Raw genomic sequence first — 23,896 nt, forward strand, 5'->3', positions numbered from 1 at the left:
CGGCGTGCATTAGAAACCTGTCACTACCGACAGTTATGCCCGCCGCCGATACCTGACAGCATTTGCTCTCCGCATTCATACACAGGAGCAAACGATGATCAGGATTTTCAACCGCAACACCGGCAAGCAACATCCGGACGCTATCGACGCCATGTTCCAGTTGCGAAAGCGTGTCTTTCACGACTTGCTGAAATGGGATGTGTCGGTCCGCGGCAACTGGGAAATCGACAATTACGACGACGTCAATCCGCTCTATGTGCTGTCTTACTCGGATGAAACAGGCAAATTGCGCGGCTCGCTGCGCCTCCTGCCGACGCTTGGGCCGAACATGCTGGATGATACGTTTCCGATCCTGCTTGGCGACAACCCACAGGTGCGCAGCGCGTCCGTCTGGGAATCCAGCCGCTTCTGCATCGATCCGGCCATCTCGCAGGATCGCGGTTCCAACCAGGTAACCATCGCCGCCGCCGAACTGATGTGTGGCGTCGGCGAGCTTGGGCTGTCGTCCGGTCTCAGCCATATCGTCACAGTCACCGACGTTTTTCTGGAGCGGATGTTCCGGCGGATGGGATGCCCCGGTGAACGGATTGGCGAGCCACAGCGGATCGGCTCCGTCTATGCTGTCGCCGTTGCCTGGGAAGTCACAGCCGGCCTTCTGGACAGGATGAAGGCGGTCGCCGAAATCGCCGGTTCCGTGCTGGAGCGGCCGATGTCGCTTGAAATGGCCAGGGCTGCTTAAACTATCCAGCCTGGCGGGAGTTCGGCCGATTGTGGCTCTCCCGCCTCGCCCGGCATGTTTCTCCCGCCGCCCGTTAACGCTGCTATGCGGAGTGCGTTGCAGCCCCGTCGAATGACGGTATGATAAGGGCAAAGTCAGAGTGCGCGGGATGTTCCTTCGCACCCGGCGCGGTGCCGGTATGCTCAGGCGAGAGAAACACGTGATCTTCCGTTCCATATCCCTTGCGGCGCGAGCAGTTCCGCTTCTTCTGGTCATGACGGCCACGGCCGACGCCTCGGCGGTGTGTGAACGCCTGAATGCCCATCTTGCCGGCCTGCCGAAGATCGTCGCCTCCAATGCCAATCTGCGCGACTATACAGGGGCGATATCCCGCCAGAATCTGGACCTGCGGCAGGCACGCAGTGATCTGAGGCGCATGGGATGCAGCACGGGCAGCGTCATCATTGTCGGCGGCCCGAATGAAGAGGTCTGCCAAAGCCTGAGCAGCGAAATTTCACAGATGCAAATGGATCTGGAAACCCTGAAAGCCCGCCGGCAAAGCCTGCTGGACGGCAACGATAGCGATATTGCCCGGCGGCGTATTAACGCCGCGCTTGCCGCCAATCGCTGCAACGAGGAGGAGAGTGACGTCCTCAGTGCCGCGGTCGAAGAACCGGAAACCCACCGCAATATCCTCAATGACCTGCCGCCGATCAGCGAGGGGTATTCGGATCCGTACGGCAACGCCGGCTTCGCCACGCCGGAAGACGGATTTGGCCCGAGCGCAGAATATCCCGGCAGCTTGCGCACCATGTGCGTAAGAACCTGCGATGGGGCATTCTTCCCAATCTCGTCGAACTCATCGCCGGCCGATTTCCAGCGCGATGCCGAAACCTGCCAACGGCGCTGCCCCGGGACAGAAACGGCGCTCTATTATCATGCGATGGCGACAGAAGAGACAAACCAGATGGTCTCCGCCGCCACCGGCGAACCCTATGCCGACCTGCCCTCGGCTTTCGCCTACAAGACCCGGGACCTCAGCCAGCCCGGTCAATGCGGCTGCTCTCCAGCCGGACGCACGGCGACGCAACAAAGCACGCACGACAACGGCAAGGGCGTCCTTGAGATTCTCACCCGCAAGAAGGCGGACCCGGTCGAAGTGAAAAGCGCCGTCGCGGACAGGCCATACAATCCTCAGGACAACAAGGTCCGCGTCGTCGGCCCAAGCTATCTGCCGTCGCAGGAAACCTCGATCGACCTGAGGCATCCGGCAGGCCCCGGATACCAGCCGCAGCAGACCAATTGATCAATCATCCGGCCTGATGCCCCACGCATCCGCGAACACCAGATCTTCAAGCGGCAAACGCTGGCGCCAGCCTTTGACGGCCAGTTCCGGTTCGGCATAGAGCGTATCGACATAACCAAGGCACAGCCAGGCGATGATCTCGATATGATCGGGAATACCAAGCACATCCTTGATTTCGCGCTCGTGAAAAATGCTGACCCAGCCGACGCCGACACCTTCGGCCCGCGCCGCAAGCCACAGGTTCTGCACCGCACAGACGGTGGAAAACGCATCCATGCGCGGATTGTGCGTCCGGCCGAGGACGACCTTGCCCGCACGCGCCGGATCACAGGTGACACAGATGCTGACGGGCGCCTTGCGGATGCCCTCCAGCTTCAGCGACCGGTATTTGTCCCGCGTCTCGCCCTCAAACATCAGCGCTGCCTCTTCATTGGCCCGCTGAAAAGCCTCAAAGACACGCGCCCGCCTCTCCTCGTCGCGAACGACGATGAAATTCCACGGCTGCATGAAGCCGACGGAGGGTGCGCTGTGGGCGGCGGCAAGAAGCCGCGCTATGACATCATCCGGCAAAGGTGCGGGCAGGAATTGATCGCGCACGTCGCGGCGGGTTTCGATGGCGCGGTAGACGGCGGCGCGCTCGTCCGGTGAAAATGCGTCCGCCCTCACAAGGCGGTCTTGCGGTTCAGCTTGCATCGTTTGATCCCCAACAATGCGAAACCTCCCGCCGTCCGCGCGGGGCTGGTCTATCTCGTCAGGCCGGTCTTCTGACTGCGGATCAACCGATTTTGCCGCCTTCCCGGATCACATGAAAATCCAGTGGCAGAATTCTGAAAGAATTCAGAAATTCATCAATGCAAAATCGTCCCCGTCACAGCGTTGGGCACGTCCCGGACTTTCACCGGGTTCCCGATTCTCCCGTTTTCACGGGCACCTGAGCAGGACCGATATGGGCATGGCGGGCCGCCAAATGCAAGATGGCCCGCCTGATCTCCTTACATCGCAGCGACCGGATGCGGCGAACCGTCATAGGCGCCCCAGATCGACTGATCGAAGCAGATCACCGAACCGGTCATCAAGCCGGACTCCCTCGACGACAGATAGGCGCAGGCACGCGCCACTTCGGCCGGATCGACCAGACGGCCGAAAGGCTGGCTTGCCGCTGCCTTTTCCAGCCAGTCGCTGGCGGCGCCATGAAATTCGCGCTGGATGCGATCCTCGCCTTCCGAGGCCATCCAGCCGATGTTCAGGCCGTTGACCCGGATCCGGTTGCGCAGCAAAGCATAGGCGGTGTTCTTCGTCAGGGTTTCCAATGCCCCCTTGGAAGCACAATAGGCCGCAATGAACGGCTGGCCGGCCTTGGCCGACATCGAGCCGATATTGACGATGGTCCCCTCGATCTTTTCCCGGCGCATGACGTTGATCGCTTCCTGCATCAGGAAGAACGGCGCACGCACATTGACGGCGAACATCCGGTCGAACAGTTCCGGGCTGGTGTCGAGGATCGTACCACGATCGGTAATCGCAGCCGCATTGACCAGCGCATCGACACGGCCAAACGCCTTGTCGCAGGCGTCTATCACCTTGCGCGCATCCTCCACCTGTTCCAGATCGGCCTGTACGTAGACGACCTTGGTGCCGGTCGCCTTGCCGATCTCGGCGGCCTTGGCTTCGCCCTTGGCGGCATTGCGGCCGCAGATAACGATGCCTGCGGCGCCGCGCGCGGCAAACAGCGTTGCGATCGTGGCGCCTAGCCCTTGCGTGCCACCGGTGACGATCGCGATCTTGCCGTCGAGACGGCCATAGTCATTGCTCATTGTTTTTCCTCCATTTTCGATATCGCTGATGCCAAAAAACTCCCGCCCGGCATTCGGGCAGGAGTTCAAATTGCAAGGAATATTTCCGTTAGCTGAGCTTCTTCTCCGACTGAGCCGCAAGCGCCGCTGCAAATGCGGCTTCCTCCCAGCCACCCGAAAGCGCTTCGTGCATCAACTGCGCCTGCGTTTTCGGCGCAAGCCCGCCGACTGGCGGATCCCGGTCGAGATTGGTCGGGAAGGAATATCCTTCGGCGCAGGACGCAATCGCACAAGCGGCTTCCGCAGAAGTCAAACGGCCATCGGTAAGCATTGCCTTCAAGGCTGGATAGAGAACGGCACTCATGCGCTCCCGGTTGACCGTTTCCATCGCGCGTCCAAACGCCGAGGACACTTGCAGGAGGTTTGCCACCCGCTTGATACCCTCGGAACGATTGGTGCCCGCAGCATGGAAAAGGGCCGGATTGAAGAAGACCAGGTCGCCCTTCGACAGCGGCAACTGCACATGGTGGCGATCGAAATAATCGCGAAACTCCTGACGTTTCAGCGCCAGATAGCCCGGAACATAGGTTTGGCTATAAGGAAGGAACAAGGTCGGTCCGCTTTCCAGCGGCATGTCGCAATGAGCAACCGCCCCCTGCAGCGTCAGGACCGGCGACAGGCGATGGACATGTGCCGGAAACTGCTCGATGACGGATGAGGTCTGAAAACCAAGATGGTAATCCCGGTGCGCCGATTGCGCTGCCCCGCCCGGATTGACCCGGTTGACCTGCGCCGTCATCTGATAGCTCGGTCCGAGCCAGGCTTCGCTGACCAGCGCGATCAGGGCATTGCCATAGTAGGCGGCGAAATTACGCGGATCACGCAGGCAGTGCTTTTCAAGTGAATTCCAGATGCGGTCATTGGCGCCCGGCTTGGCAAAATGGTCGCCGCCACCGCTATTGGTCCGGTGCTGTTCATTGATGATATCGTCGAAAATGCCGCTCGCCGCATCGATGACAGCCGTATCCTCGAATGCCCGCTTCAGCACGACGACGCCCGGCCCGGTCGCAAAGGCTTCGCAGATTTCAGCCAGCACCGCCCGGCGTCCTTCGCCGGTCTGAGCCGCCTTCAGCACATTTGCGCTGTCATAAATCAGAACATTCTTCTCGACGGCCGCCGCATGCGGATAGTCGGCAAGCGATGTCGTGCACTCCACCTCAGCGCGAAAATCCTCAAGATCGCAGGCAGCTTCCGTCAGCCAGACCCGGTCAGCTCGCTGTTTTAGAATATTGTCGGTCTTCATCCCGTTTTCCTCCCGCCGGATGTCTGTCGATGACCGCACTATACGCGGAGGGAAAAGCTGATATAGAGCAGAAACACCTCAAAAAACCATCAGAACGGACCCACGATGGCCCACGAATTTCTGGTCAAGGACATCGCTTTTCAGGCAGGCCTCAGCATCGCCACCGTCGACCGCGTTCTCAACAATCGCCCCGGCGTACGCAAACAGACGGAACTGCGTGTCCACGCCGCCATCCGCGAACTGGAAAAACAGCAGGCCGGAATCGAAATACAGGGCCGCAAATTTGCCATCGACATCATCATGGAAGCGCCAGACCGCTTCACCGATACCGTGCGCGATGCCTTCGAAAGCGAGAGCCTGACATTTCTGCCGACAATCTTCCGCTCCCGTTTCCATTTCGCCGAATCGATGCGGCCGCAGGAGATCGTCCAACTGCTTGACCGGGTGCGCCTGCGTGGCACCGATGGCGTCGTCCTGAAGGCGCCGGATGTCCCCGAGATCAGTTCCGCCGTCACGCGCCTCGAACAATCCGGCATTCCCGTTGTGACGCTGGTCACCGACCTGCCCAATGCACCCCGCACGGCTTATGCCGGAGCGGACAACAGGGCAGCCGGCGAAACCGCCGCCTACCTGATCGGCGAACGCTTTGCCGGTCAGCCGGCAACGGTACTGGCGACCCTGTCGAGTAGCCGTTTCCGTGGGGAAGAAGAGCGGGAAATCGGCTTTCGACGCATATTGCGTAACCGCTATCCATCAATTGGTATCGTCGAAATCAGCGAGGGTCTTGGCCGCGATGATCCAACCGGGGCTTTAGCTGCGGCCGCCCTTTCAAACAATCCGGGCATCAACGCCGTCTATTCAATCGGCGGCGGCAATCGCGCCGTGGTGGCTGCCTTTGCCGCGGCCGAGCGAACGTGTGCGATATTCGTGGCACACGATCTCGATGCCGGGAATCTCGATCTTCTCCGGATGGGTAAAATCCATTTCGTCCTGCATCACGATCTGAAGGCCGATGTGCGCACCGTGTTTAGGGCGATCATGAGCCGCCGCGGTGCCTTGGCCGCACCGGGTATCGCGCGCCTCTCCGCGGTGGAAGTCATCACGCCCTACAACATCCCGTTATCGCTTCGATGAACTACGCCGCCTGGCCGGTGTTCGGGATACATCACCAAGTCAGCCAGGATACGGTTTCACGCGCCATCTCCCTACGCTCGACCGGAAATCACCCCTGAAAGGCCGCCGACGACGCACAACAACTGTCTTTCAGTCGGACGCTTCGTTCAACGAACTTGGTTGGCAATCCGATCATTGCCCGTGGCCGGCTGGTAGCGCACGAAGGCGAATTCCCGGCCATCCGGCGACCAGTTGGGAACGTTGATGGTGCCCTGCCCGCCAAACAGCGCAAACAGGGTTCGGGCATTGCCGCCATCCGGGTCCATCAGCCGCAACCGCACATCGAGATCGCGCGGATGATCGAAGACATCCCCGTCATAGGAGATGACCAGCAGGTGCTTGCCGTCGGGAGACGGATGCGGAAACCAGTCGCCATACTCGCTGTCGGTAATACGGGTCACATCCGAACCATCCGGGCGGACACGCCAGATCTGCATCCGGCCTGTACGGCTGGAATTGAAATAGATCCATTCGCCGTCCGGGCTGTAGTCCGGGCCATCGTTACGCCCCTCGCCGAAGGTCAGCCGCGTTTCCTCGCCGCCGTTCACGGGGATGGTGTAGATATCGAAGACCTGACCGCGGATGCCGCAATAGGCCAGCGTCCTTCCGTCCGGCGACCAGCCATGCCAGTAGGACGGCCGGTTCTGCGTCACCTGCTTGGGCAGTCCGCCATCGGCCGGAAGCGTATAAATCGTTGATGCGCCATACTCGGTCTTGTCGCTGATGACGATGGTCCTGCCATCAGGCGAGATGCCATGGTCGTTGTTGCACGTGCGAGCAAAGCCCGTATCGATCAAACGCGGCTCGCCGCCCGGCAATGGCAGGCGGTATAACAGGCCGTCGCCATTGATCACCAGCGACTGCCCGTCCGGCGACCAGTTCGGTGCCTCCACCAGCTGTTCCGTCTGCCAGACGATGCGGGTTTCGCCTGTGGCGACCGTGTAGATTTCGACCGAACTGCGCATGCCGTCGTCTCCAGTTGCAAGTCTACCGGTCGCGGAACCGGTTGGTGATTGGATAGCGACGGTCGCGGCCAAAGTTCTTCTTGGTAATCTTCACGCCCGGGGCCGATTGGCGACGCTTGTATTCGGCGATGTAGAGCAGGTGCTCGATCCGGTGCACCGTCGCCTCGTCATGACCGCGCGCGACGATCTCCTCGGTCCCCATTTCCTTCTCGACCAGGCATTCGAGGATATCGTCAAGCACCGGATAGGGGGGCAGCGAATCCTGGTCCGTCTGGTTCGGGCGAAGCTCGGCCGACGGTGCCTTGTCAATAATGTTCTTCGGGATTACTTCGCCTGACGGACCGAGCGCACCGGGCGGCACCGTCGTGTTGCGCCAGCGCGACAGCCCGTAGACCTGCATCTTGTAGAGGTCCTTGATCGGATTGAAGCCGCCGTTCATGTCGCCATAGAGCGTCGCATAACCAACCGACATTTCCGACTTGTTGCCGGTGGTCACCACCATCGAGCCGAACTTGTTGGACAGCGCCATCAGGATCGTGCCGCGCGTCCGGCTCTGCAGGTTTTCTTCGGTAATACCGGATTCCGTTCCCTCGAACATATCGGAAAGGGCGTTGAGGAAGCCCTGCACCGGCTCCTCGATCGGCACGACGTCATAGCGGCACCCGAGCGCTTTGGCGCAATCCTCGGCATCCTTGAACGAGTCCGACGATGTGTAGCGATAAGGCAGCATCACGGTGCGGACGCGTTCTTCGCCGAGCGCATCGACCGCAAGTGCGGCACAAATCGCCGAATCGATACCGCCGGAAAGGCCAAGCACGACATTCTTGAAGCCGTTCTTGTTGACGTAATCGCGAAAGCCCAGCATGCAGGCGCGGTAGTCGGCTTCCTCCTGCTGTGGCAGGCGCGACATCATCCCCTGCTGACAAACCCAGCCCTCGCCGTTCTTGCGCCACTCAGAGATGGAAATGCTCTCTTCGAACTGGCTCATCTGGAAAGCCAGTTGCTTGTCGGCATTGAAGGCGAAGCTGGCGCCGTCGAACACCAGTTCGTCCTGGCCGCCGAGCTGGTTGGCAAACACCATCGGCAGACCGGTCTCGATCACCTGGCGCAGCACCACCTGGTGGCGCACATCGATCTTGCCGCGATAATAGGGAGAACCATTGGGCACCAGCAGGATTTCGGCGCCGCTTTCCGCCAGCGTCTCGCAAACGCCCATGTCATTCCAAATTTCCTCGCAGATCGGGATACCGAGCCGCACACCGCGGAAATTGACCGGTCCAGGCATCGCGCCCTCGGTGAAAACACGTTTTTCGTCGAACTCGCCGTAGTTCGGCAGATCGACCTTATCGCGAATGACCAGAACCTGACCGCCATCCAGAACAGCAACCGAATTATGGCGTCCCGTTTCCCCTTGCCGCGGATAACCGACGATGACCCCCGGACCGCCATCCGCGGTATCGGCGGCAAGCGCATCGACAGCCTTTTGGCAGGCCTTCAGAAATGCCGGTTTCAGGACCAGATCCTCTGGCGGATAGCCTGAAATGAACAATTCGGTCAGAAGAAGAAGGTCGGCGCCGCCGCGTGCCGCATCAGCGCGGGCTTCGCGTGCCTTGGCGAGGTTACCGGCAATGTCGCCGACGGTGGGATTGAGCTGGGCAACAGCGATACGGAACGTCGTGGAAATGGTCTTTTGCGCGGTCATGAACAGGCCTGTGCTTGATCTTGCTATCGCGGATGCGAGGCATCCAAGGATGCTGTTTATCGCATTCCGCACCAAAATACCCCGTGCTTGCGATGAAGTTGGAAAAAAATACGCCCTGCCCGTCAGATGGCTTGCGCACTGCCACCCGCAACCCCGCCTTTCAGGCCATGTCGGATCGGCAACAGGTGCCGAAAAAGTCGGTGGAGAACACCACTTGAATTATTCATCCTCCGTTCAAGATGACGTCTGTATGACATTAGGACGACAGTTTTATGAAATCGGAGACGGCCTTGGCCATTTTTGAATCGGCAGCAATCGCTGCCACCGCTTCTAGGGCCTATGGCCCGCAAATCGGTTTCGGCGCACGCCATGCCAAGGCGCTTTCGGTTGCACGGCATCTCTCGCTGTCATTGCTTCTGTCGATCACATTGATTTTCTTCGTCGAATGGATTGCCCGCAATTCCGCAATGGAATCTGCACTGTTCTTCCTCGACCCGGCGCGCCCCGCATGGACGACCGCTGGCGTATTCTTCCTGCTTTTCCTTGCAATCGACGCCCTCTTCGCACGCGAAAATTTGGGGGTCATCCTGATCGCGCCGCTGGCGCTCATCCCGGCGCTCGTCAGCCGGCAGAAGCAGATTTTCCTCTCCGATCCGCTTTACCCGACGGATTTTCTGTTCGGCCGCCAGATCATGGAGCTGATGCCGGTTCTGGTCCGCGACCGCCCGTGGACAGCCGTTGGCATCGTCGCCGGTATCGTTTTGGCGGTGGCCGCGCTGGTTTGGCTTGTCCGTTTCGCTTGGCGGCGCTTTCCGGCCCTCACCCGGCGCCAGCGCCTGGCGCGGTTCGCCGTCGCCCTGCCGTTGCTCGGCGCATTCTATCACCTGATGGACTACAACAATTTCTCATGGGTGCGTGACCGCCTGCAGGTCATTCCGATCATGTGGGACCAGACCGAAAACTACCGTCACAACGGTTTCACCATGGCGTTTGCGCTCAACCTGCCAATGGCGAACGTGACGGCACCGGCGGGCTATATGTCCGATGCGATCGACAAGATTCCAACCAAGCCGATGCCGGCTGGTACATCCCATCGCAGCAAACCTGACGTTATCGTTCTGATGAGCGAATCCTTCTGGGATCCGACCCGTCTGCCCAACGTCAAACTGTCGCCCGATCCGATGCCGACGATCCGCGAAATGCAGTCCGGCAACGTCTTCTCGCCGGAGTTCGGCGGCATGACGGCCAATGTCGAATTCGAGGCGCTGACCGGTTTCTCCAACGCCTTCCTACCCTATGGCAGCATCCCGTATCAGCAGTATATCCGTAATCCCATTCCTTCGCTTGCCACCTTCTTCCGTGGCGAGGGCTATGTGTCGCGCGCCGTGCACCCCTTCCAGAAGTGGTTCTGGAACCGCAGCGCCGTGTACAAGGCATTCGGCTTTGACCAGTTCAAGTCGGAAGAGAACCTGCCGGTAATGCAGAAGCGTGGCATCTTCGCCTCGGACGAGTCGCTCACCAAGGAAATCATCCGCCAGGCTGACCAGCTGCGTGATCCGTTCTTCTTTTTCACGGTTACCTTGCAGGGTCATGGCCCCTATGAAGCCAACCGCTATGCCAAGAACACCATCAAGGTCGAAGGCAACCTTCCCGCTGCCGACAAGCAAGTTCTTGAAACCTATGCACAGGGCATCAAGGAAGCGGATGACAGCCTGAAGATGCTGATGGACTGGGCCAAGGAACGTGACCGCGAAACCATCATCGTGCTGTTCGGTGACCATCTGCCGCCGCTCAACACCGTCTATCCGAACACCGGCTTCATGAACGACGTCACCGCTTCGCGCAAAGGCTCGCTCGAGCAGATGAAGGCACAGCACGAAACGCCTCTGGTCGTCTGGTCCAACAAGACCGGCCCGGTCAAGGATATCGGCACGATCAGCCCGGCCTTCCTGTCCTACCAGATCCTCAAGCAGGGCGGCTTCGAGCATCCCTATTATACGGGCTTCCTCGGCAATATCTTCGACAAGTACCGTATCATCGACCGCTACATGCTCGTCGACACAAAGGGCAAGGAAACAGCCTCCTGGGGACGCCAGAAGACAATCCCGCCGCTCATTCGCGACTATCGTTTCCTGCAGCACGACATGATGTTCGGCCAGCGCTTCAGCACCGAACGGTTCTTCGAGAGCCACGCCGATCTCTTTGCCGGCGCCATGTAAAAAGAAGCGGGGATGCCGGGTTCCGGCATTTCCGCAAATCACCGGGGTAGGCTAGAACAGGGCAGCGTTTTCTGACGGAGCCTGCCCATGTCGCACCTTGACGAAATCTCCCACATCCTTTTCGGCAAATCGAGCAGTGAACTTGGCGCTATAGAGCGTCAGGTTCTCCACCGCGCCAAAGAACGCAAGATCGTGTCGCAGGACACCAACGCTGCCTTCGTTGCTGGACAGAGCTATGGTGACCGGATGGCAGACAGCATCGCCCGTGTCGGCGGCTCCTGGGGCTTTATCATCGCTTTCCTGATCTTCCTTGCCGCATGGGCCATCGCCAACACGGTGCTTTTGACGCGAGATGCGTTCGACCCCTACCCTTTCATCTTCCTCAACTTGCTGTTGTCGATGATCGCCGCCATCCAGGCGCCGATCATCATGATGTCGCAGAACCGGCAAGCCATGAAGGATCGCTTCGATGCCTCGAAGGACTATGAGGTCAATCTCAAATCCGAGCTGGAACTGATCTCGCTGCACAACAAGATCGACACGGTGCTATTGCGGGAAATCGCCGAACTGCGTGCCGATGTCGGCCGGTTGCAGGGACAGCTCGCGCAATACAAGGATGCGGGAAATCCGCAAGCCTGACTTCGCCTGTCCCATTCCGGTGCGGGAGTCCACTGCGCAAACACAACCAACCAGAAATGGCACAACTTAAAATCGATTATTCGCAGTAATTAGCGGTAAAAACGTAAAAGACGATTTATTAGCGTACGGAAAAATTAACAAATGAAGCACACGATATAGGTGTAACTGGATCGCCATATCGACCAGATACAAACCTGGAGGTGTGTTCCATGTCTCTCATATCGCAGATGCGTAGAGATATTGACGGGGCGGCCGCATTGGAATTTGCGATTGTAGCCCCCCTGTTCTTCCTGACGATTTTCACCATGATCGGCTACGGCATCTATCTGAGCGCGACGCATGCAGTTCAGCAGATCGCCGCTGACGCAGCGCGCACCGCTGTGGCGGGACTGTCCTCGACCGAACGAAAGAGCCTGGCCCAATCGTTCATCCAGTCATCGACGCTGGATTACGCCTTCATCAACAAGGCGAAGCTCACGGTGGACGTCGCCGATGACGTCAAGAACCTCAATCAATTCACCGTCACCATCGTCTACGATGCACGCGATTTGCCGATCTGGAATCTATTTTCCTTCGCGCTGCCCGACGAAGAAATCAAACGTTACGCAACCATCCGGCTGGGAGGTATCTGATATGGTCCGCGAAACGCTGAAACGCCGCAATATTCTGGCCAATACTTCAGGTAATATCGGCATCTCCACAGCCATTGTTCTGCCTCTTGTCGTATTGTCGCTTGGGCTTGGCATCGATTTCGGTTACCTCACGCTGCAGAAACGGGAAATGCAGGGCATCGCCGACCTGACCGCCATCGTCGCCGCATCCGATCTGCCGAATGTCGAGTCTGCTGCGCGCAATCACTTCAAGATCAATGGCCTTCCTCTCGCGCTTGCAACCAAGGGCGGCTTGATCAATCCGGATGGAAAGGTCATCCCGGAAGATAGTGTCGCCATGAAGAATGGCATCGTCACGATCGTCAAGGGACGCTATGTCCCCGATCCCGCACTAGCGACCGGTCAACGTTTCATCCCGAACGCCACGCCGGCGGATGCAGCCCAGGTCTCGATCGAGAAGGAAGGCGCGCTTCATCTCGCCGCCATATTCAGCGCACCGCCAACGATGAGTGCAGTGGGCACCGCTGCAAGCACCAAGCTCGCGTCCTTCTCCGTCGGTTCACGGCTCGCAAGCCTCAATGACGGCATCCTCAATCAGCTACTGGGCCAGATGCTGGGCACGACGATTTCCCTGAAAGTCATGGATTACCGGGCGCTGGTGGATGCGGATATCGACGTCCAGCCCTTCCTTAAGGGCGTGTCCACCCGCCTGAACCTGACGGCGGCGAGTTATGAAGACGTGCTGAAGGCAAACCTCACCATGCCACAGCTGCTTGCCTCCATGCAGGCCGTTCACGGGATTTCCGCCACGGCCAATTCGGCGCTGAAGGCGCTTGAAACGGCCACCAAACAAAACAAGAAGACCTTCACCTTGTCGCAGATCCTCAACATCGATCCCAAAAAAGGATTGAGTGTCGATGCCGGGTCCAACTGGGCGATGAAGATCAGCGCGCTCGATATCGTGTCAGCAGCTGCTGCCCTTGCCAACGGGACCAACCAGATATCGCTTGCCACCGTGGCCGGCCTGCCCGGCATTGCCTCGGCCAGCGTGAAGCTTGCTGTTGGTGAGCCGCCCGTCACCACGCCGGCCCATCGGTTGGGCAGTCCAGGTTCGGCGGTGCGCACCGCGCAGACCCGGCTTGCAATTGAGGTCAACATCGATGGGCTGTCCCTGCTTGCCGGTTTGCGGATCAAACTGCCGATCTATGTCGAGGTTGCCTACGCGGAAGCCAAGCTCGCCGACATTCGCTGCTATGGTGGTTCAAACACCAATGCCAGCGTCTCGGTCGATACCGTTCCGGGCGTCGCGGAGATTGCGATCGGTACCGTAAATCCCGCTATTCTGTCAGACTTCAGCGATGAGGCACGGGTTGAAAAAGCGAGGATCCTCGACTCGTTGCTGGTCAGGATCGATGGCATCGCCCATGTCGAAGCCAAGAACCTTCAGCCGCAAAGGCTAACGTTCAGCCCGTCCGAGGTCGCGGCCAACTCTATCAAGAGTGTTTCGACCAAAGACATTCTGACCTCGGCAACGCAGACACTGCTCAACAACCTCGATGTCGATATCCAGGTACTGTTTCTGACGCTCGGCAGCCCCAAGCTCGTTCAGGCAGCGCTCGCCCAGACGCTGGGAGCCGTTACACCGGCGATCGATAGCCTGATCTACAATCTTCTTCTGGTGGTCGGCGTCCGGGTCGGTGAAGCTGATGTCCGCGTCACCGGCGTCAACTGCTTGCAGCCAGTCCTCGTACAATAAACGTCACAATCACCCCTCTCATTCGTAGACCGGATGGCAATCTTGCCGTCCGGTTTTTTTTTCGAATAGATCAGTGGCACGAACCGTCCTGTTATTTGCAGCCTTTGGTGAAACAATTGATGGACTTATACCGTTTTGCAACAGACATGCCTTAACAATAACCATTCAGCCGATTCCCGGCCCGACATAGTACCCGTATGGACTTTCGCCAAAACCATGAACGGCAAACATCCGCCTGCGATCGATACGACAGAAGCCGGTTTCTCCGCCGAGGTTGATCGGTTTGCGGCGAATCCTGCCTTGTTCCCGGTCCTGCAACAGGCGGCGCGGCATATGATCGAGCTTTACGATCACTTTCCGCGGATTGCCCGTCTGGTTGCCGCCCAGCAGAAATGGCTGCTGACGCAGGCCGCCTACGCACTGCATTTGCAGCGCGACCCCACGGATCCGCTCTCCGGCATCACTGCGGCCAGACTTCTTGAAGTTATCGCAGCCACAGGCCTTTCGAGCCGCAACACCGCCACAGCGTTTCTGGCGGAGTTGCGCGCCTACAAGCTTGTCCGCGATGTCGCAGGGTCAACGAGCAAACGCAGCCGCCCGCTGGAGCCGACCGAAACCAGTCATGAAGCAATGACGTTGTGGTTCCGTGGCCAGATGCGCAGCCTCGATCTGATCGATCGGAGTAATCGGGTGGCGCAGCTGGAGGCAAATCCGGACATATTCCGCCACGCCCAGCCGCTCGCCGCCAAACGGCTGATCGCCGATCCGGCATGGCGCGAACCGCCGCTGAGCATCTCCTGCTTCGTCTGGACAGAATATGGCGGGCTGATCCTTGATGATTTCGTCTCACGGATTGCCAATGCCGAACCGGAGGACGGCCGCCACTGGGTCGAGAACCTGCGCTTTTCCGAACTCTCCAGCCACTACTCTCTCTCGCGCACGCATGTCCGCCGCCTTTTTGCCCGTGCCGAAGCGCAGGGCTGGTTGGGCTGGCAGGATCGCAACGGCAGCCGGAACAGGATCTGGGCCACGGCTTCGTTCGTGGACGACTACAAGCGCTGGCAATCCATCAAGTTCTGTGCGCTGGAACGGGCTTATAAAGAAGCAGTACTTTTGACCGGCCCAGACGTCTTCTGAGGCAGATACAGGGCCTCCTGCCACACCCATCAGGCGCTTGACTGCGCAAATTGCGGCAGATCATCATTGATCTCGTAGAAGTCGCCCTTGTCGGCACAGAAGATGTGAACGCCGAAGGACAGGCCGGTCGGGGTATCGAACGCTCCGGCCATGATCGATGTATAGTCCAGACTGTCCATCTTCCAGAACAAAGCCGAACCACAGGTCTTGCAGAAACCCCGGCGGGCCTGCGGGCTCGAGCGATACCAGGTGATACTCTCCGCCCCTTCAAGCGCAAGTTCACTGTCGAGAACATTGGTCGCGGCATAGTATAGACCGGTCTGCTTGCGGCATTGGGAACAATGACACGCGATCACTTCGCGCAGTGTCCCGCGTGTACGGAAACGGACAGATCCACAATTGCACGATCCGGTATTTTCTTCTGCCATGAATATCCCCTCAAGCGACTTGTAGTCCGGCCCCCGCGGACAACAAAAAACCGGGCCAGCTTCGTCAGCCGGCCCGGCTCTGTCAAATTCAATGTGCTCAAGGTTTTGATCAGCAGCGCTGATCAGCCGTTGACGACCATCCGCTTTTCGTCGCGGCCGCCCTTCATGCGCTCGGCAAGAAGGAAGGCCAGTTCCAGCGCCTGGTCGGCGTTGAGGCGCGGGTCGCAATGGGTATGGTAACGATCGGCAAGATCGGCACCCGACAGCGCACGGGCGCCACCGGTGCATTCCGTCACGTCATTGCCGGTCATCTCGATGTGGATGCCGCCCGGATGCGTGCCTTCGGCGCGGTGGATCTGGAAGAAGCTTTCGACTTCCGACAGGATGCGCTCGAAAGGACGGGTCTTGTAGTTGTTGAGCGTGATCGTGTTGCCATGCATCGGATCGCAGGACCAGACGACCTTGCGGCCTTCCTTTTCGACCGCACGGATAAGGCGCGGCAGGTTTTCGGCAACCTTGTCATGACCGAAACGGCAGATCAACGTCAGGCGGCCGGCTTCGTTCTGCGGGTTGAGCAGGTCGATCAGCTCGATCAGGCCATCAGCCGTCAGCGACGGACCACACTTGAGACCAAGCGGGTTCTTGATACCGCGGCAATACTCGATATGCGCGTGATCGGCCTGGCGCGTGCGGTCGCCGATCCAGATCATATGGCCGGATGTGGCGTACCAGTCGCCCGACGTCGAATCGACACGGGTCAGCGCCTGCTCGTAGCCGAGCAGCAGTGCCTCATGGCTGGTGAAGAAATCGGTCTCGCGCAGGCTCGGATTGCTTTCCGGCGTAATGCCGATCGCCTTCATGAAATCCATGGTTTCGGAGATGCGGTCGGCAAGCTTGCGGTAACGCTCGGCCTGCGGGCTTTCCTTGACAAAACCGAGCATCCACTGGTGCACGTTGTCGAGGTTGGCATAGCCGCCCATCGCGAAGGCGCGCAGAAGGTTCAGCGTCGCAGCCGACTGGCGGTACGCCATGATCTGGCGTTCCGGGTCCGGAATACGAGCCTTCTCGGTGAATTCGATGCCGTTGATGATGTCACCGCGATAGCTCGGCAGCTCGACGTCACCCTGCTTCTCGATATTCGAGGAGCGCGGCTTGGCGAACTGACCGGCAATACGGCCAACCTTGACGACCGGTTGCTGGGCGCCGAACGTCAGGACGACAGCCATCTGCAGGAACGCGCGGAAGAAGTCGCGGATGGTGTCCGCGCCATGTTCGGCAAAGCTCTCGGCGCAATCGCCGCCCTGCAGCAGGAAGCCCTTGCCTTCCGAAACATTGGCAAGCTGGCTCTTCAGACGGCGCGCTTCACCGGCAAATACCAGCGGCGGATAGGTCGCGAGCTGCGCTTCTGCGGCCGCGAGTGCTGCCATATCCGGAAAATCCGGCACCTGCTGGATGGGCTTCTGCCGCCAGCTGTTCGGGGTCCAATTCTCTACCATGTCGATCACCTGTTCTCTTGCGCAAGGTCCGCCGCAGCAGCAGTTGCATCGCCGGATCCACACCCTAGCAATGCCGCCTGAAACCGGTTTTGAACCGTGTATCAACGGAACAATTCCTGAACCGTAGCCTTCCCTCGGGGGAAAACGGCGATTTTGCGGATGCGGGCTTATAAACGTTAACATAGGGATTGCAAAGCCATTGTGCCAGCAAAGTGCGCGCAGCCCCGGCGCGCCCTACCCTGCGTTGCCAAGTGTTTGGCGCAACACCTTACCGGCTCATACGGTCCGCTCGCCGTTCCTGATCCGGTAGCTCGGACTATACATCGTCACCAGCTCTTCCGATGCGGTTGGATGCACCGCCATCGTCCGGTCGAAATCGTCCTTGGTGCAGCCGGCTTTCAGCGTAATTCCAAGCAATTGCGCCATTTCGCCGGCCTCGTGGCCAAGAATATGGGCGCCCAGGACCTTGCGGTCGGCAGCATTGACGATCAGCTTCATGATGGTCTTCTCCGCCCGCCCCGAAAGCGTCGCCTTCATCGGCCGGAACTCGGCCCGGTAGATTTCCAGATCGGCAAATTTCTTCGCGGCTTCCTCTTCCGAGAGGCCGACCGTACCGATTTCCGGCTGGGAGAACACTGCGGTGGCAATCAGCTCATGATCCGGGGATGTCGGGTTACCCTTATACTCTGTCTCGATGAAGCACATCGCCTCATGGATCGCCACCGGCGTCAGTTGCACCCGGTCGGTCACGTCGCCCAGCGCATAGATACCGGGCGCGCTGGTGCGCGAGAATGCATCGATGATAACAGCACCGCGCTCGTTGACGGCAACGCCAGCTGCCTCGAGACCAAGCCCCGTGGTATTCGGCACGCGGCCAAGCGCCAGCATCACCTGATCGGCGGTCAAGGCACCATGCTTCTTCGTTTCCACTGTCAGCCTGCCATCGGCATTTTTGCTGACGGACTGGATCAGGTCCTCGCACAGGATGCGGATACCCTTTTGCTCCATCGCCGCATGCAACCCACGCCGCATGTCCTGATCGAAGCGCGACAGGATTTCCTTGCCGCGGTAGATCAGCGTCGTCTCGACACCGAGACCATGGAAGATGTTGGCAAACTCAACCGCGATGTAGCCGCCGCCGGCAATCACGATCGATTTCGGCAGCTCCGGAAGGTCAAAGGCCTCATTCGAGCTGATGCAGAGCTCGTGACCCGGCAGCGCATCGTGCGGCGTCGGATGACCACCGACGGCGATGACGATCCGTTCGGCCGTGACGGTCCTGCCGCTATTCTTCAGCTTGATCGTGTTTGGGCCGGTCAGCTCGGCCCGCTCATGCAGGATTTCCGCGCCGGCATTGGCCAGCCCTTTTTGATAGAGCCCCTCCAGCCGGGTGATTTCCTTGTCCTTGGCGGCAACCAGCTTTTTCCAATCGAAAGTGCTTTCGCCGACGGTCCAGCCAAACCCCTCAGAATCCTCGAAATGCTCGGCAAACTGCGAGGCATAGACATAGAGCTTCTTGGGAACGCAGCCGCGGATCACGCAGGTGCCACCGTAGCGGAACTCCTCGGCGATCGCCACCTTCTTGCCCATCGCCGCAGCAAGCCGGCCACTGCGCACGCCGCCGGAACCGCCGCCAATAACGAAGAGGTCATAATCGAAAGAAGCCATGATGAAATACTCCCGGCAGGGTCATATGCGAAGGGAAGCGGGACGCGGGGGGTAAGGCTGCGGCCGCAAACAGCGGTACAGCGCCTCACCGGCGATTCCGCCGTGTGATGGTGATATAGGGTGGCAGGATGCAAAATGAAAAGCCCGGAATGACCCGGGCTTCAGCAAATCGGCGTGAATGTGCTGCCAGGAACCGGCAGGCGCTCCTTATTGGGCAGGCGTCACGGGAGCCGTGCCATCGACCGGCTGCTGACCGGCGGTCAGGGTCGCGCTCAAATCCTTGGTTGCAGCCGCATTCAGATCGCGGGAGATACCAGCGGCCCAGATGTCGGCGGCCTTGACCAGTTCGCGCGAAGCGATCGGGCCGTCGTTCAAAAGCTTCTTGCCAGCTTCGGACGTGTAGAAGGTCGCAATCGCGTTCAGCTGCTCGACGGTGAAGGTCTTGGCATAGATCGTTGCCGCTTCACGCTCCAGGTCGGCGCGGCGCGCAGCCAGTTCGAGCGCCTTGGCATCGACCGTCTTGGAAATCAGGTCTTCGTAGTTCGGCGAGGACTGGATGAGGGTCGTCTTCAGGCGTTCAGCCAGATTCGGCAGGATATTGTCAAAGCCGTTCGTGGCGTTGATGGCAGCGATTGCGGCCCGTGCGGCCTTGATCTGCTCGTCCGTTACATCCTGCGCCCGCAGTGTCGGAACCATGACGGCGGAAAGGATGATGGCCGTTGCAGCCATTGTACGGCCGAGACCTGCGAATTTGATCATGTCTGTAACGCTCCTGTCAGTTGATGCCGGATTGCGCGCATGCCTTGCATCTGCGAACCCCTGCATAATTCAATTTCAAAGCTGCCGCCACCTGCATCGGGCAATCCCGACCGGCGGCGGCGCTATAGCAATCCGGCGCGGCAATTTCGGCCGCAACCGGTCAAACCGTCATCACCCTTGCCCCCGCCGGACCGGCGATGATGGCAAGAGATGCGATGCCGATGAATAGTCCATGTTCGACCACGCCGGGAATGGCGTTCAGTTCGCGTGCAAGCGCATCTGCATCAGGAATGCGGCCAAAAGATGCGTCCAGAATCAGATGTCCACCATCGGTCATGAACGGCCCGTCGCCGGAAGCCCGCACGGCGATTTCGCCGGAAAGCCCATGCCGGGCGGCAAGCTTTTCAACGGCGATACGCGTGGCGCCGAGCCCAAAGGAATTGACTTCGATCGGCAGCTTGAAAGCGCCGAGCGTCTCAACCACCTTGGTTTCGTCGGCAATCACAATCATCCGAGCCGAGGCGCACGCAACGATCTTTTCACGCAACAGCGCGCCGCCGCCGCCCTTGATCAGGCGCAGCATCGGGTCCACTTCGTCCGCACCGTCAATGGTCAGGTCAAGTTCTGGAAGCTCTTCGAGCGATTTCAGGGGCACACCGAGTTCCAGGCAAAGCCGTGCCGTGCGTTCCGATGTCGGCACGCCCTCGATACGAAAGCCCGCCGCCACTTTTTCGGCCAGCAAGCGAACGAACTCTTCCGCCGTCGAACCTGTGCCGATCCCAAGTCTCATACCATCTTCGACATAGTCGAGCGCTGCCGCTGCAGCCTTGATCTTCATCTGACGGGCGTCCATGCGCCACAATCTCCTCAAAACTCACCGATGGGGCCACGGCAAAACATCGCGTCCCTTCGTTCCGTTGAGACGTTTACACGGCTGCAACGGCAAACAAAAGCCCCAATAGCGGCCAGAATGCAAAAGCAAACCAGCGCTTCCGCGTAAAGTTACGATTGCTTTTCTCGCCCGCTTCCCCTACCCGGATGGCAACATTTCCAGCAAGTTTCAAGAGGTTCCAGTGTCCGCATCCGTTGTCGTCTTTGATCTTGATGGAACCCTCGTCGATACAGCGCCCGACCTGGTGGCAAGCCTCAACCATGCAGTTACGCAGGCCGGCCTAGCGCCAGTGACCTATGACGACCTGACACATCTCGTTGGCCATGGCGCCAAGGCGATGATCGAGCGCACGTTCACGCTGCGCGGTCAGGCGCTTTCCGATAAGGACCTCGACTGGCAGATGAAGGAATTCATCGATTTCTACCATGGTTCGATGCCGGGTGATTCTTTCCCCTATCCCGGCGTCATCACTGCGATGGATCGCCTGTCTGCCGCCGGCTTTACGCTCGCCGTCTGCACCAACAAGCTGGAAATGCTGGCCAGAAGCCTGTTGGAGGGCCTTGGCCTGACATCCCGTTTCGCAGCGATCACCGGCGGCGACACGTTTTCCGTGCGCAAGCCCGATGCCGAGCATTTGTTGTCGACCATCCGGCTTGCCGGCGGATCGCCGGAAAAATCGGTAATGGTCGGCGATAGCCTCAACGACATTCTCGTCGCAAAGAACGCCTCGGTTCGCTCGATCGGTGTTCCCTTCGGTTATTCCGACGTGCCCGTCGAAAGCCTTCAGCCGGACATCGTCGTCCGCCATTTCGACGAACTGACCCCCGATCTGATCGAGCGCCTTATCGCCCGGGCATAAAAGCCATGCGGACATGAAAAAGGCGGCTCGAAGCCGCCTTTTTCATGGACTGGTCCAGTCGACGATTGTCACCCTTCGGCGCGGCGCGCAAGACGCGTCGCTTCAAGTGCGCGGTCCATATACATGTCGCGATCATAGACGTCGTGGAAATATTCCACCGTGCCATCCTTGTTCGGCCATGCGGTGAAATAGGCGACGTAGACCGGGATTTTTTGCGGTACGGACACGCCCTTGTTGCGGCCGCCGGCAATCTGCTTGCCGATATCCTCGACCGACGTGCCGAGCACGGCAGCCGCCATCCTGCGCGGATCGGCAAGGCGCACGCAGCCGTGGCTGAGCGCGCGATCATCCTTCTTGAAGAAGCTCTTCGACGGCGTGTCGTGCATGTAGATGGCATGCGTATTCGGGAACAGGATCTTCAGTTCACCCAGCGCGTTGTCGCTACTTGGCGGCTGGCGCACGGCGACGCCAGCCGTCGAACCGTTCCAGTTGACAGAGGAGGAGGACACCGGCCGCCCCTTGAGCTCAACCTGATAGCCGAGACGATCGAGGTAACCCGGATCGTTGCGCAGCTTGGGCAGCATCTCGTTGATGATGATCGACTGCGGGACGCCCCAATAGGGGTTGAACTCCACCGTCTGGATCTCATCCTGGAAGAAGAATGTCTGGTGGGCCTTGGAACCAACGACAACCCGCATTGAGAACTGCTCGGCACCCTGTTCGTGATAGTAGACCATATAGGCGGGCTGGTTGATGAAGACATAGCGGCTGCCGAGATCGGCGGGCAGCCAGCGTGCCTGCTCCATAGCGATTCGTACCTTGGCGGCCTTGCTTTCGGTCGTGTCCCCACCCGTCAGGATGCGGATCGATGCCTTGCCGACGACGCCGTCCGGCGTCAGGCCGTGTTCCTTCTGGAAGCCTTCGACCAGCGCTACCAGTTCCGGCGTATAATCCGGCGTCCCCTGGTATGCTGATAGCGTCAGCGCATGTTCCACCTTCAGCGCATCGGAACCCTTGACGCGGATAGCCGCGACCACATTGGCCAATTCCGGATTGCTGATACCCGGTTTCAGAAGCGTGCCCGGTGCAATCGTGATCCGCGGCGCATCGCCGGTCCGCGCCTGCAGCGCCGCCAGTTCCCGCTTCAACGCCAGGAATTCAACGCCGGAAGGCGTCTGGGAATTCAGATAGGCCGCAACATCGTGACTTCTGGCGATATTGCCCAGCTTGCCGGTCAGATTGACGTCCTTGCGCTTGAAATCGTGATAACCGGAAATCTTGTTCGGATCGATGCGCCCGCGCACGGTGTCGGCGATATAGGTCAGCGTTGCGGCCGACAGCTGGATCTCGAACTCGACGAGGGATTTTTCACGCGCAGCCATGTCGTTGCGGTCGAACGTATCGGACGGAACGGTGACGGCATAGTCCTGCGGATCAAGACCGACGCTCGCCGCCTGCCCCAGGACCGTCAGAGCCGCCTTGGCGGCTGCGTTCGGGGCATCGCCGTCAATCCAGACGAACCCATCGCGGCCGGTATAGAAAGTCTCGATCGCCTTGGCGACATCGGCCGGCGCATAGGCCGTGACATCGGGAAGAAACTGGCGTGCATCGGCGAGCGCAGCGGCTGGCGCCGGCGGCAGGACGTCAGCGCGGACGGAACCGGTCACAACCGGGTCGACGAGCTTTGCGGTGGCGATCCGGCGCAACGGCTCGGCCTTGTACGTATAGTATTGCGGTGAACTCACCTTCGGCAGCGGACGAGCGGCCTGCTTCTGCACGGGCTGCACCTGCTCGACGCCTGGCAGCGGCTGAACTTCCTCAACCACCGGCTTCTTCTTGCGAAAAAGATCCAGGAGGTTCAGCGCCTCCGCGCGCTGCACACCGAGAGAGGCGAACGCGCACCCGGTCATCAGTGTCACGATCGCAGCAGTCTTCATCAACTTCATAGGTTCACTCGTCCCCGTATCGCATTGCCGCCATCAGCGGTTCGCGCCTGATGCTCCGTCATGTCACCAGGCTTTCGTACTTATAAGAAAGGATGGTGAATGAAAAGGAAACGCGCGCCCCGAAAGGCCCGGACAGCCCGTCACAAATCCGTGACGGCACCTGCATGAGGAAGACGGATCAGAACATCCAAAAATTTGAATTCCCTGCATTATTTTTTCACTGCGAAAGAAAATCGGCTTTCCCCGCAAAAACCGCGGAAAACACCGGCCAAACTATCCACCCGCTTGTGTCTGAAAAGGCACAGGCCAACCGGCGCCAGGACACGCGAACGATCATCACGGCCAGCAATCACAGGAAACATCGAACGGGCGGTATTTTAAACGATTGTAGCACGGCACCCACCCGCGCAACCTCTTTACAAGCACCGGCCACCTGGGCCAGAGAGAACCGCATCACAGCTTCGGTCCGTCGCAGCGCGGCGGCCTCACTCACCTTCCGGTGCCGTACCGCCCGGCCTTGAAACCG

The 23,896-nt window shown here is 59.5% G+C and carries 21 protein-coding genes and 1 riboswitch; of the genes, 10 read left to right on the plus strand and 11 right to left on the minus strand.

The features are described from left to right. Nucleotides 1–94: 94 nt before the first annotated feature. The gene (locus tag ASC96_RS24045) at nt 95–739 is read left to right on the plus strand and encodes an acyl-homoserine-lactone synthase (protein WP_060505580.1); all 645 of its coding nucleotides are present in this window, start codon (nt 95–97) and stop codon (nt 737–739) included. 199 nt (nt 740–938) lie between these two features. Continuing rightward, the gene (locus ASC96_RS24050) at nt 939–2,024 is read left to right on the plus strand and encodes a DUF2865 domain-containing protein (RefSeq protein WP_156397712.1); all 1,086 of its coding nucleotides are present in this window, start codon (nt 939–941) and stop codon (nt 2,022–2,024) included. Here ASC96_RS24050 and bluB read toward each other — a convergent pair whose 3' ends face one another. The 3 genes from bluB to ASC96_RS24065 all read right to left on the minus strand — a co-directional run bounded on the left by bluB (nt 2,025) and on the right by ASC96_RS24065 (nt 5,120). After that, a complete protein-coding gene (gene bluB / locus ASC96_RS24055) occupies nt 2,025–2,717 on the minus strand; it encodes a 5,6-dimethylbenzimidazole synthase (protein WP_060505581.1) in 693 nt (230 codons plus the stop codon). Nucleotides 2,718–2,760: 43 nt separating this feature from the next. Then, a riboswitch (cobalamin riboswitch) is annotated at nt 2,761–2,974 on the minus strand. Nucleotides 2,975–3,016: 42 nt separating this feature from the next. Then, nucleotides 3,017–3,838, minus strand: a complete 822-nt coding sequence (locus ASC96_RS24060) for an SDR family oxidoreductase (protein WP_060505654.1) — start codon at nt 3,836–3,838, stop codon at nt 3,017–3,019. Between the two features lie 88 nt (nt 3,839–3,926). Next, the gene (locus ASC96_RS24065) at nt 3,927–5,120 is read right to left on the minus strand and encodes a phytanoyl-CoA dioxygenase family protein (RefSeq protein WP_060505582.1); all 1,194 of its coding nucleotides are present in this window, start codon (nt 5,118–5,120) and stop codon (nt 3,927–3,929) included. A gap of 105 nt (nt 5,121–5,225) precedes the next feature. Between ASC96_RS24065 and ASC96_RS24070 the strand changes: the two genes are divergently transcribed. After that, entirely contained in the window at nt 5,226–6,254 is a 1,029-nt protein-coding gene (locus ASC96_RS24070) for a LacI family DNA-binding transcriptional regulator (RefSeq protein ID WP_060505583.1), read from the plus strand. 146 nt (nt 6,255–6,400) lie between these two features. On the opposite strand, the gene ASC96_RS24075 is transcribed toward ASC96_RS24070, so the two are convergent. After that, nucleotides 6,401–7,258: a TolB family protein gene (locus ASC96_RS24075; RefSeq protein WP_060505584.1), complete on the minus strand. Its 858-nt coding sequence runs from the start codon at nt 7,256–7,258 to the stop codon at nt 6,401–6,403. Between the two features lie 22 nt (nt 7,259–7,280). Continuing rightward, complete coding sequence (locus ASC96_RS24080; RefSeq protein WP_060505585.1) at nt 7,281–8,960, minus strand: NAD+ synthase; 1,680 nt, start codon at nt 8,958–8,960, stop codon at nt 7,281–7,283. A gap of 272 nt (nt 8,961–9,232) precedes the next feature. On the opposite strand from ASC96_RS24080, the gene ASC96_RS24085 reads away from it, so the two are divergent. From ASC96_RS24085 to ASC96_RS24105, 5 genes are all read left to right on the plus strand, one after another. Then, nucleotides 9,233–11,179, plus strand: coding sequence for an LTA synthase family protein (locus ASC96_RS24085; RefSeq protein WP_060505586.1), 1,947 nt, complete (start codon nt 9,233–9,235; stop codon nt 11,177–11,179). A gap of 87 nt (nt 11,180–11,266) precedes the next feature. Next, complete coding sequence (locus tag ASC96_RS24090) at nt 11,267–11,818, plus strand: DUF1003 domain-containing protein (protein ID WP_060505587.1); 552 nt, start codon at nt 11,267–11,269, stop codon at nt 11,816–11,818. A gap of 209 nt (nt 11,819–12,027) precedes the next feature. Further along, complete coding sequence (locus ASC96_RS24095; protein ID WP_060505588.1) at nt 12,028–12,450, plus strand: TadE/TadG family type IV pilus assembly protein; 423 nt, start codon at nt 12,028–12,030, stop codon at nt 12,448–12,450. A gap of 1 nt (nt 12,451) precedes the next feature. After that, a complete protein-coding gene (locus ASC96_RS24100) occupies nt 12,452–14,185 on the plus strand; it encodes a pilus assembly protein TadG-related protein (RefSeq protein WP_060505589.1) in 1,734 nt (577 codons plus the stop codon). Nucleotides 14,186–14,401: 216 nt separating this feature from the next. After that, complete coding sequence (locus ASC96_RS24105; protein WP_060505590.1) at nt 14,402–15,322, plus strand: hypothetical protein; 921 nt, start codon at nt 14,402–14,404, stop codon at nt 15,320–15,322. A 29-nt stretch (nt 15,323–15,351) separates the two neighbouring features. Here the strand turns inward: ASC96_RS24105 and ASC96_RS24110 are convergent, their stop codons facing one another. The 5 genes from ASC96_RS24110 to rpiA all read right to left on the minus strand — a co-directional run bounded on the left by ASC96_RS24110 (nt 15,352) and on the right by rpiA (nt 20,526). Continuing rightward, nucleotides 15,352–15,750, minus strand: coding sequence for a GFA family protein (locus ASC96_RS24110; RefSeq protein ID WP_060505591.1), 399 nt, complete (start codon nt 15,748–15,750; stop codon nt 15,352–15,354). 122 nt (nt 15,751–15,872) lie between these two features. Beyond that, nucleotides 15,873–17,246 (minus strand): 3-deoxy-7-phosphoheptulonate synthase class II, encoded by a 1,374-nt coding sequence (locus ASC96_RS24115; protein WP_060505655.1) that lies wholly within the window; start codon nt 17,244–17,246, stop codon nt 15,873–15,875. A gap of 276 nt (nt 17,247–17,522) precedes the next feature. Then, nucleotides 17,523–18,914 (minus strand): glutathione-disulfide reductase, encoded by a 1,392-nt coding sequence (gor, locus tag ASC96_RS24120; protein WP_060505592.1) that lies wholly within the window; start codon nt 18,912–18,914, stop codon nt 17,523–17,525. A gap of 207 nt (nt 18,915–19,121) precedes the next feature. Beyond that, on the minus strand, nt 19,122–19,673 hold the full coding sequence (locus tag ASC96_RS24125; protein ID WP_060505656.1) for a DUF2059 domain-containing protein: 552 nt from the start codon (nt 19,671–19,673) through the stop codon (nt 19,122–19,124). 160 nt (nt 19,674–19,833) lie between these two features. Beyond that, the gene (rpiA, locus tag ASC96_RS24130; RefSeq protein WP_060505593.1) at nt 19,834–20,526 is read right to left on the minus strand and encodes a ribose-5-phosphate isomerase RpiA; all 693 of its coding nucleotides are present in this window, start codon (nt 20,524–20,526) and stop codon (nt 19,834–19,836) included. Nucleotides 20,527–20,746: 220 nt separating this feature from the next. Between rpiA and ASC96_RS24135 the strand changes: the two genes are divergently transcribed. Beyond that, nucleotides 20,747–21,424, plus strand: coding sequence for an HAD family hydrolase (locus ASC96_RS24135; RefSeq protein ID WP_060505594.1), 678 nt, complete (start codon nt 20,747–20,749; stop codon nt 21,422–21,424). A 68-nt stretch (nt 21,425–21,492) separates the two neighbouring features. Here ASC96_RS24135 and ASC96_RS24140 read toward each other — a convergent pair whose 3' ends face one another. Next, nucleotides 21,493–23,370: a murein L,D-transpeptidase gene (locus ASC96_RS24140; RefSeq protein WP_060505595.1), complete on the minus strand. Its 1,878-nt coding sequence runs from the start codon at nt 23,368–23,370 to the stop codon at nt 21,493–21,495. Between the two features lie 95 nt (nt 23,371–23,465). Here ASC96_RS24140 and ASC96_RS32985 point away from each other — a divergent pair, with 95 nt between their 5' ends. Further along, a complete protein-coding gene (locus ASC96_RS32985) occupies nt 23,466–23,891 on the plus strand; it encodes a hypothetical protein (protein ID WP_156393858.1) in 426 nt (141 codons plus the stop codon). Nucleotides 23,892–23,896: the final 5 nt, after the last annotated feature.

It is taken from the genome of Rhizobium sp. Root1204 (assembly GCF_001424965.1).
GTDB lineage: Bacteria > Pseudomonadota > Alphaproteobacteria > Rhizobiales > Rhizobiaceae > Pararhizobium.

Coding starts and splice junctions, on each gene's coding strand:
- ASC96_RS24115 (WP_060505655.1), bottom strand. CDS start 17,246: ATGGTAGAGAATTGGACCCCGAACAGCTGGCGGCAGAAGCCCATCCAG.
- ASC96_RS24110 (WP_060505591.1), bottom strand. CDS start 15,750: ATGGCAGAAGAAAATACCGGATCGTGCAATTGTGGATCTGTCCGTTTC.
- ASC96_RS24090 (WP_060505587.1), top strand. CDS start 11,267: ATGTCGCACCTTGACGAAATCTCCCACATCCTTTTCGGCAAATCGAGC.
- ASC96_RS24105 (WP_060505590.1), top strand. CDS start 14,402: ATGAACGGCAAACATCCGCCTGCGATCGATACGACAGAAGCCGGTTTC.
- ASC96_RS24140 (WP_060505595.1), bottom strand. CDS start 23,370: ATGAAGTTGATGAAGACTGCTGCGATCGTGACACTGATGACCGGGTGC.
- ASC96_RS24065 (WP_060505582.1), bottom strand. CDS start 5,120: ATGAAGACCGACAATATTCTAAAACAGCGAGCTGACCGGGTCTGGCTG.
- ASC96_RS24060 (WP_060505654.1), bottom strand. CDS start 3,838: ATGAGCAATGACTATGGCCGTCTCGACGGCAAGATCGCGATCGTCACC.
- gor (WP_060505592.1), bottom strand. CDS start 18,914: ATGGCTTCTTTCGATTATGACCTCTTCGTTATTGGCGGCGGTTCCGGC.
- ASC96_RS24080 (WP_060505585.1), bottom strand. CDS start 8,960: ATGACCGCGCAAAAGACCATTTCCACGACGTTCCGTATCGCTGTTGCC.
- ASC96_RS24045 (WP_060505580.1), top strand. CDS start 95: ATGATCAGGATTTTCAACCGCAACACCGGCAAGCAACATCCGGACGCT.
- ASC96_RS24125 (WP_060505656.1), bottom strand. CDS start 19,673: ATGATCAAATTCGCAGGTCTCGGCCGTACAATGGCTGCAACGGCCATC.
- ASC96_RS24070 (WP_060505583.1), top strand. CDS start 5,226: ATGGCCCACGAATTTCTGGTCAAGGACATCGCTTTTCAGGCAGGCCTC.
- rpiA (WP_060505593.1), bottom strand. CDS start 20,526: ATGGACGCCCGTCAGATGAAGATCAAGGCTGCAGCGGCAGCGCTCGAC.
- ASC96_RS24100 (WP_060505589.1), top strand. CDS start 12,452: ATGGTCCGCGAAACGCTGAAACGCCGCAATATTCTGGCCAATACTTCA.
- ASC96_RS24095 (WP_060505588.1), top strand. CDS start 12,028: ATGTCTCTCATATCGCAGATGCGTAGAGATATTGACGGGGCGGCCGCA.
- bluB (WP_060505581.1), bottom strand. CDS start 2,717: ATGCAAGCTGAACCGCAAGACCGCCTTGTGAGGGCGGACGCATTTTCA.
- ASC96_RS24075 (WP_060505584.1), bottom strand. CDS start 7,258: ATGCGCAGTTCGGTCGAAATCTACACGGTCGCCACAGGCGAAACCCGC.
- ASC96_RS24085 (WP_060505586.1), top strand. CDS start 9,233: ATGAAATCGGAGACGGCCTTGGCCATTTTTGAATCGGCAGCAATCGCT.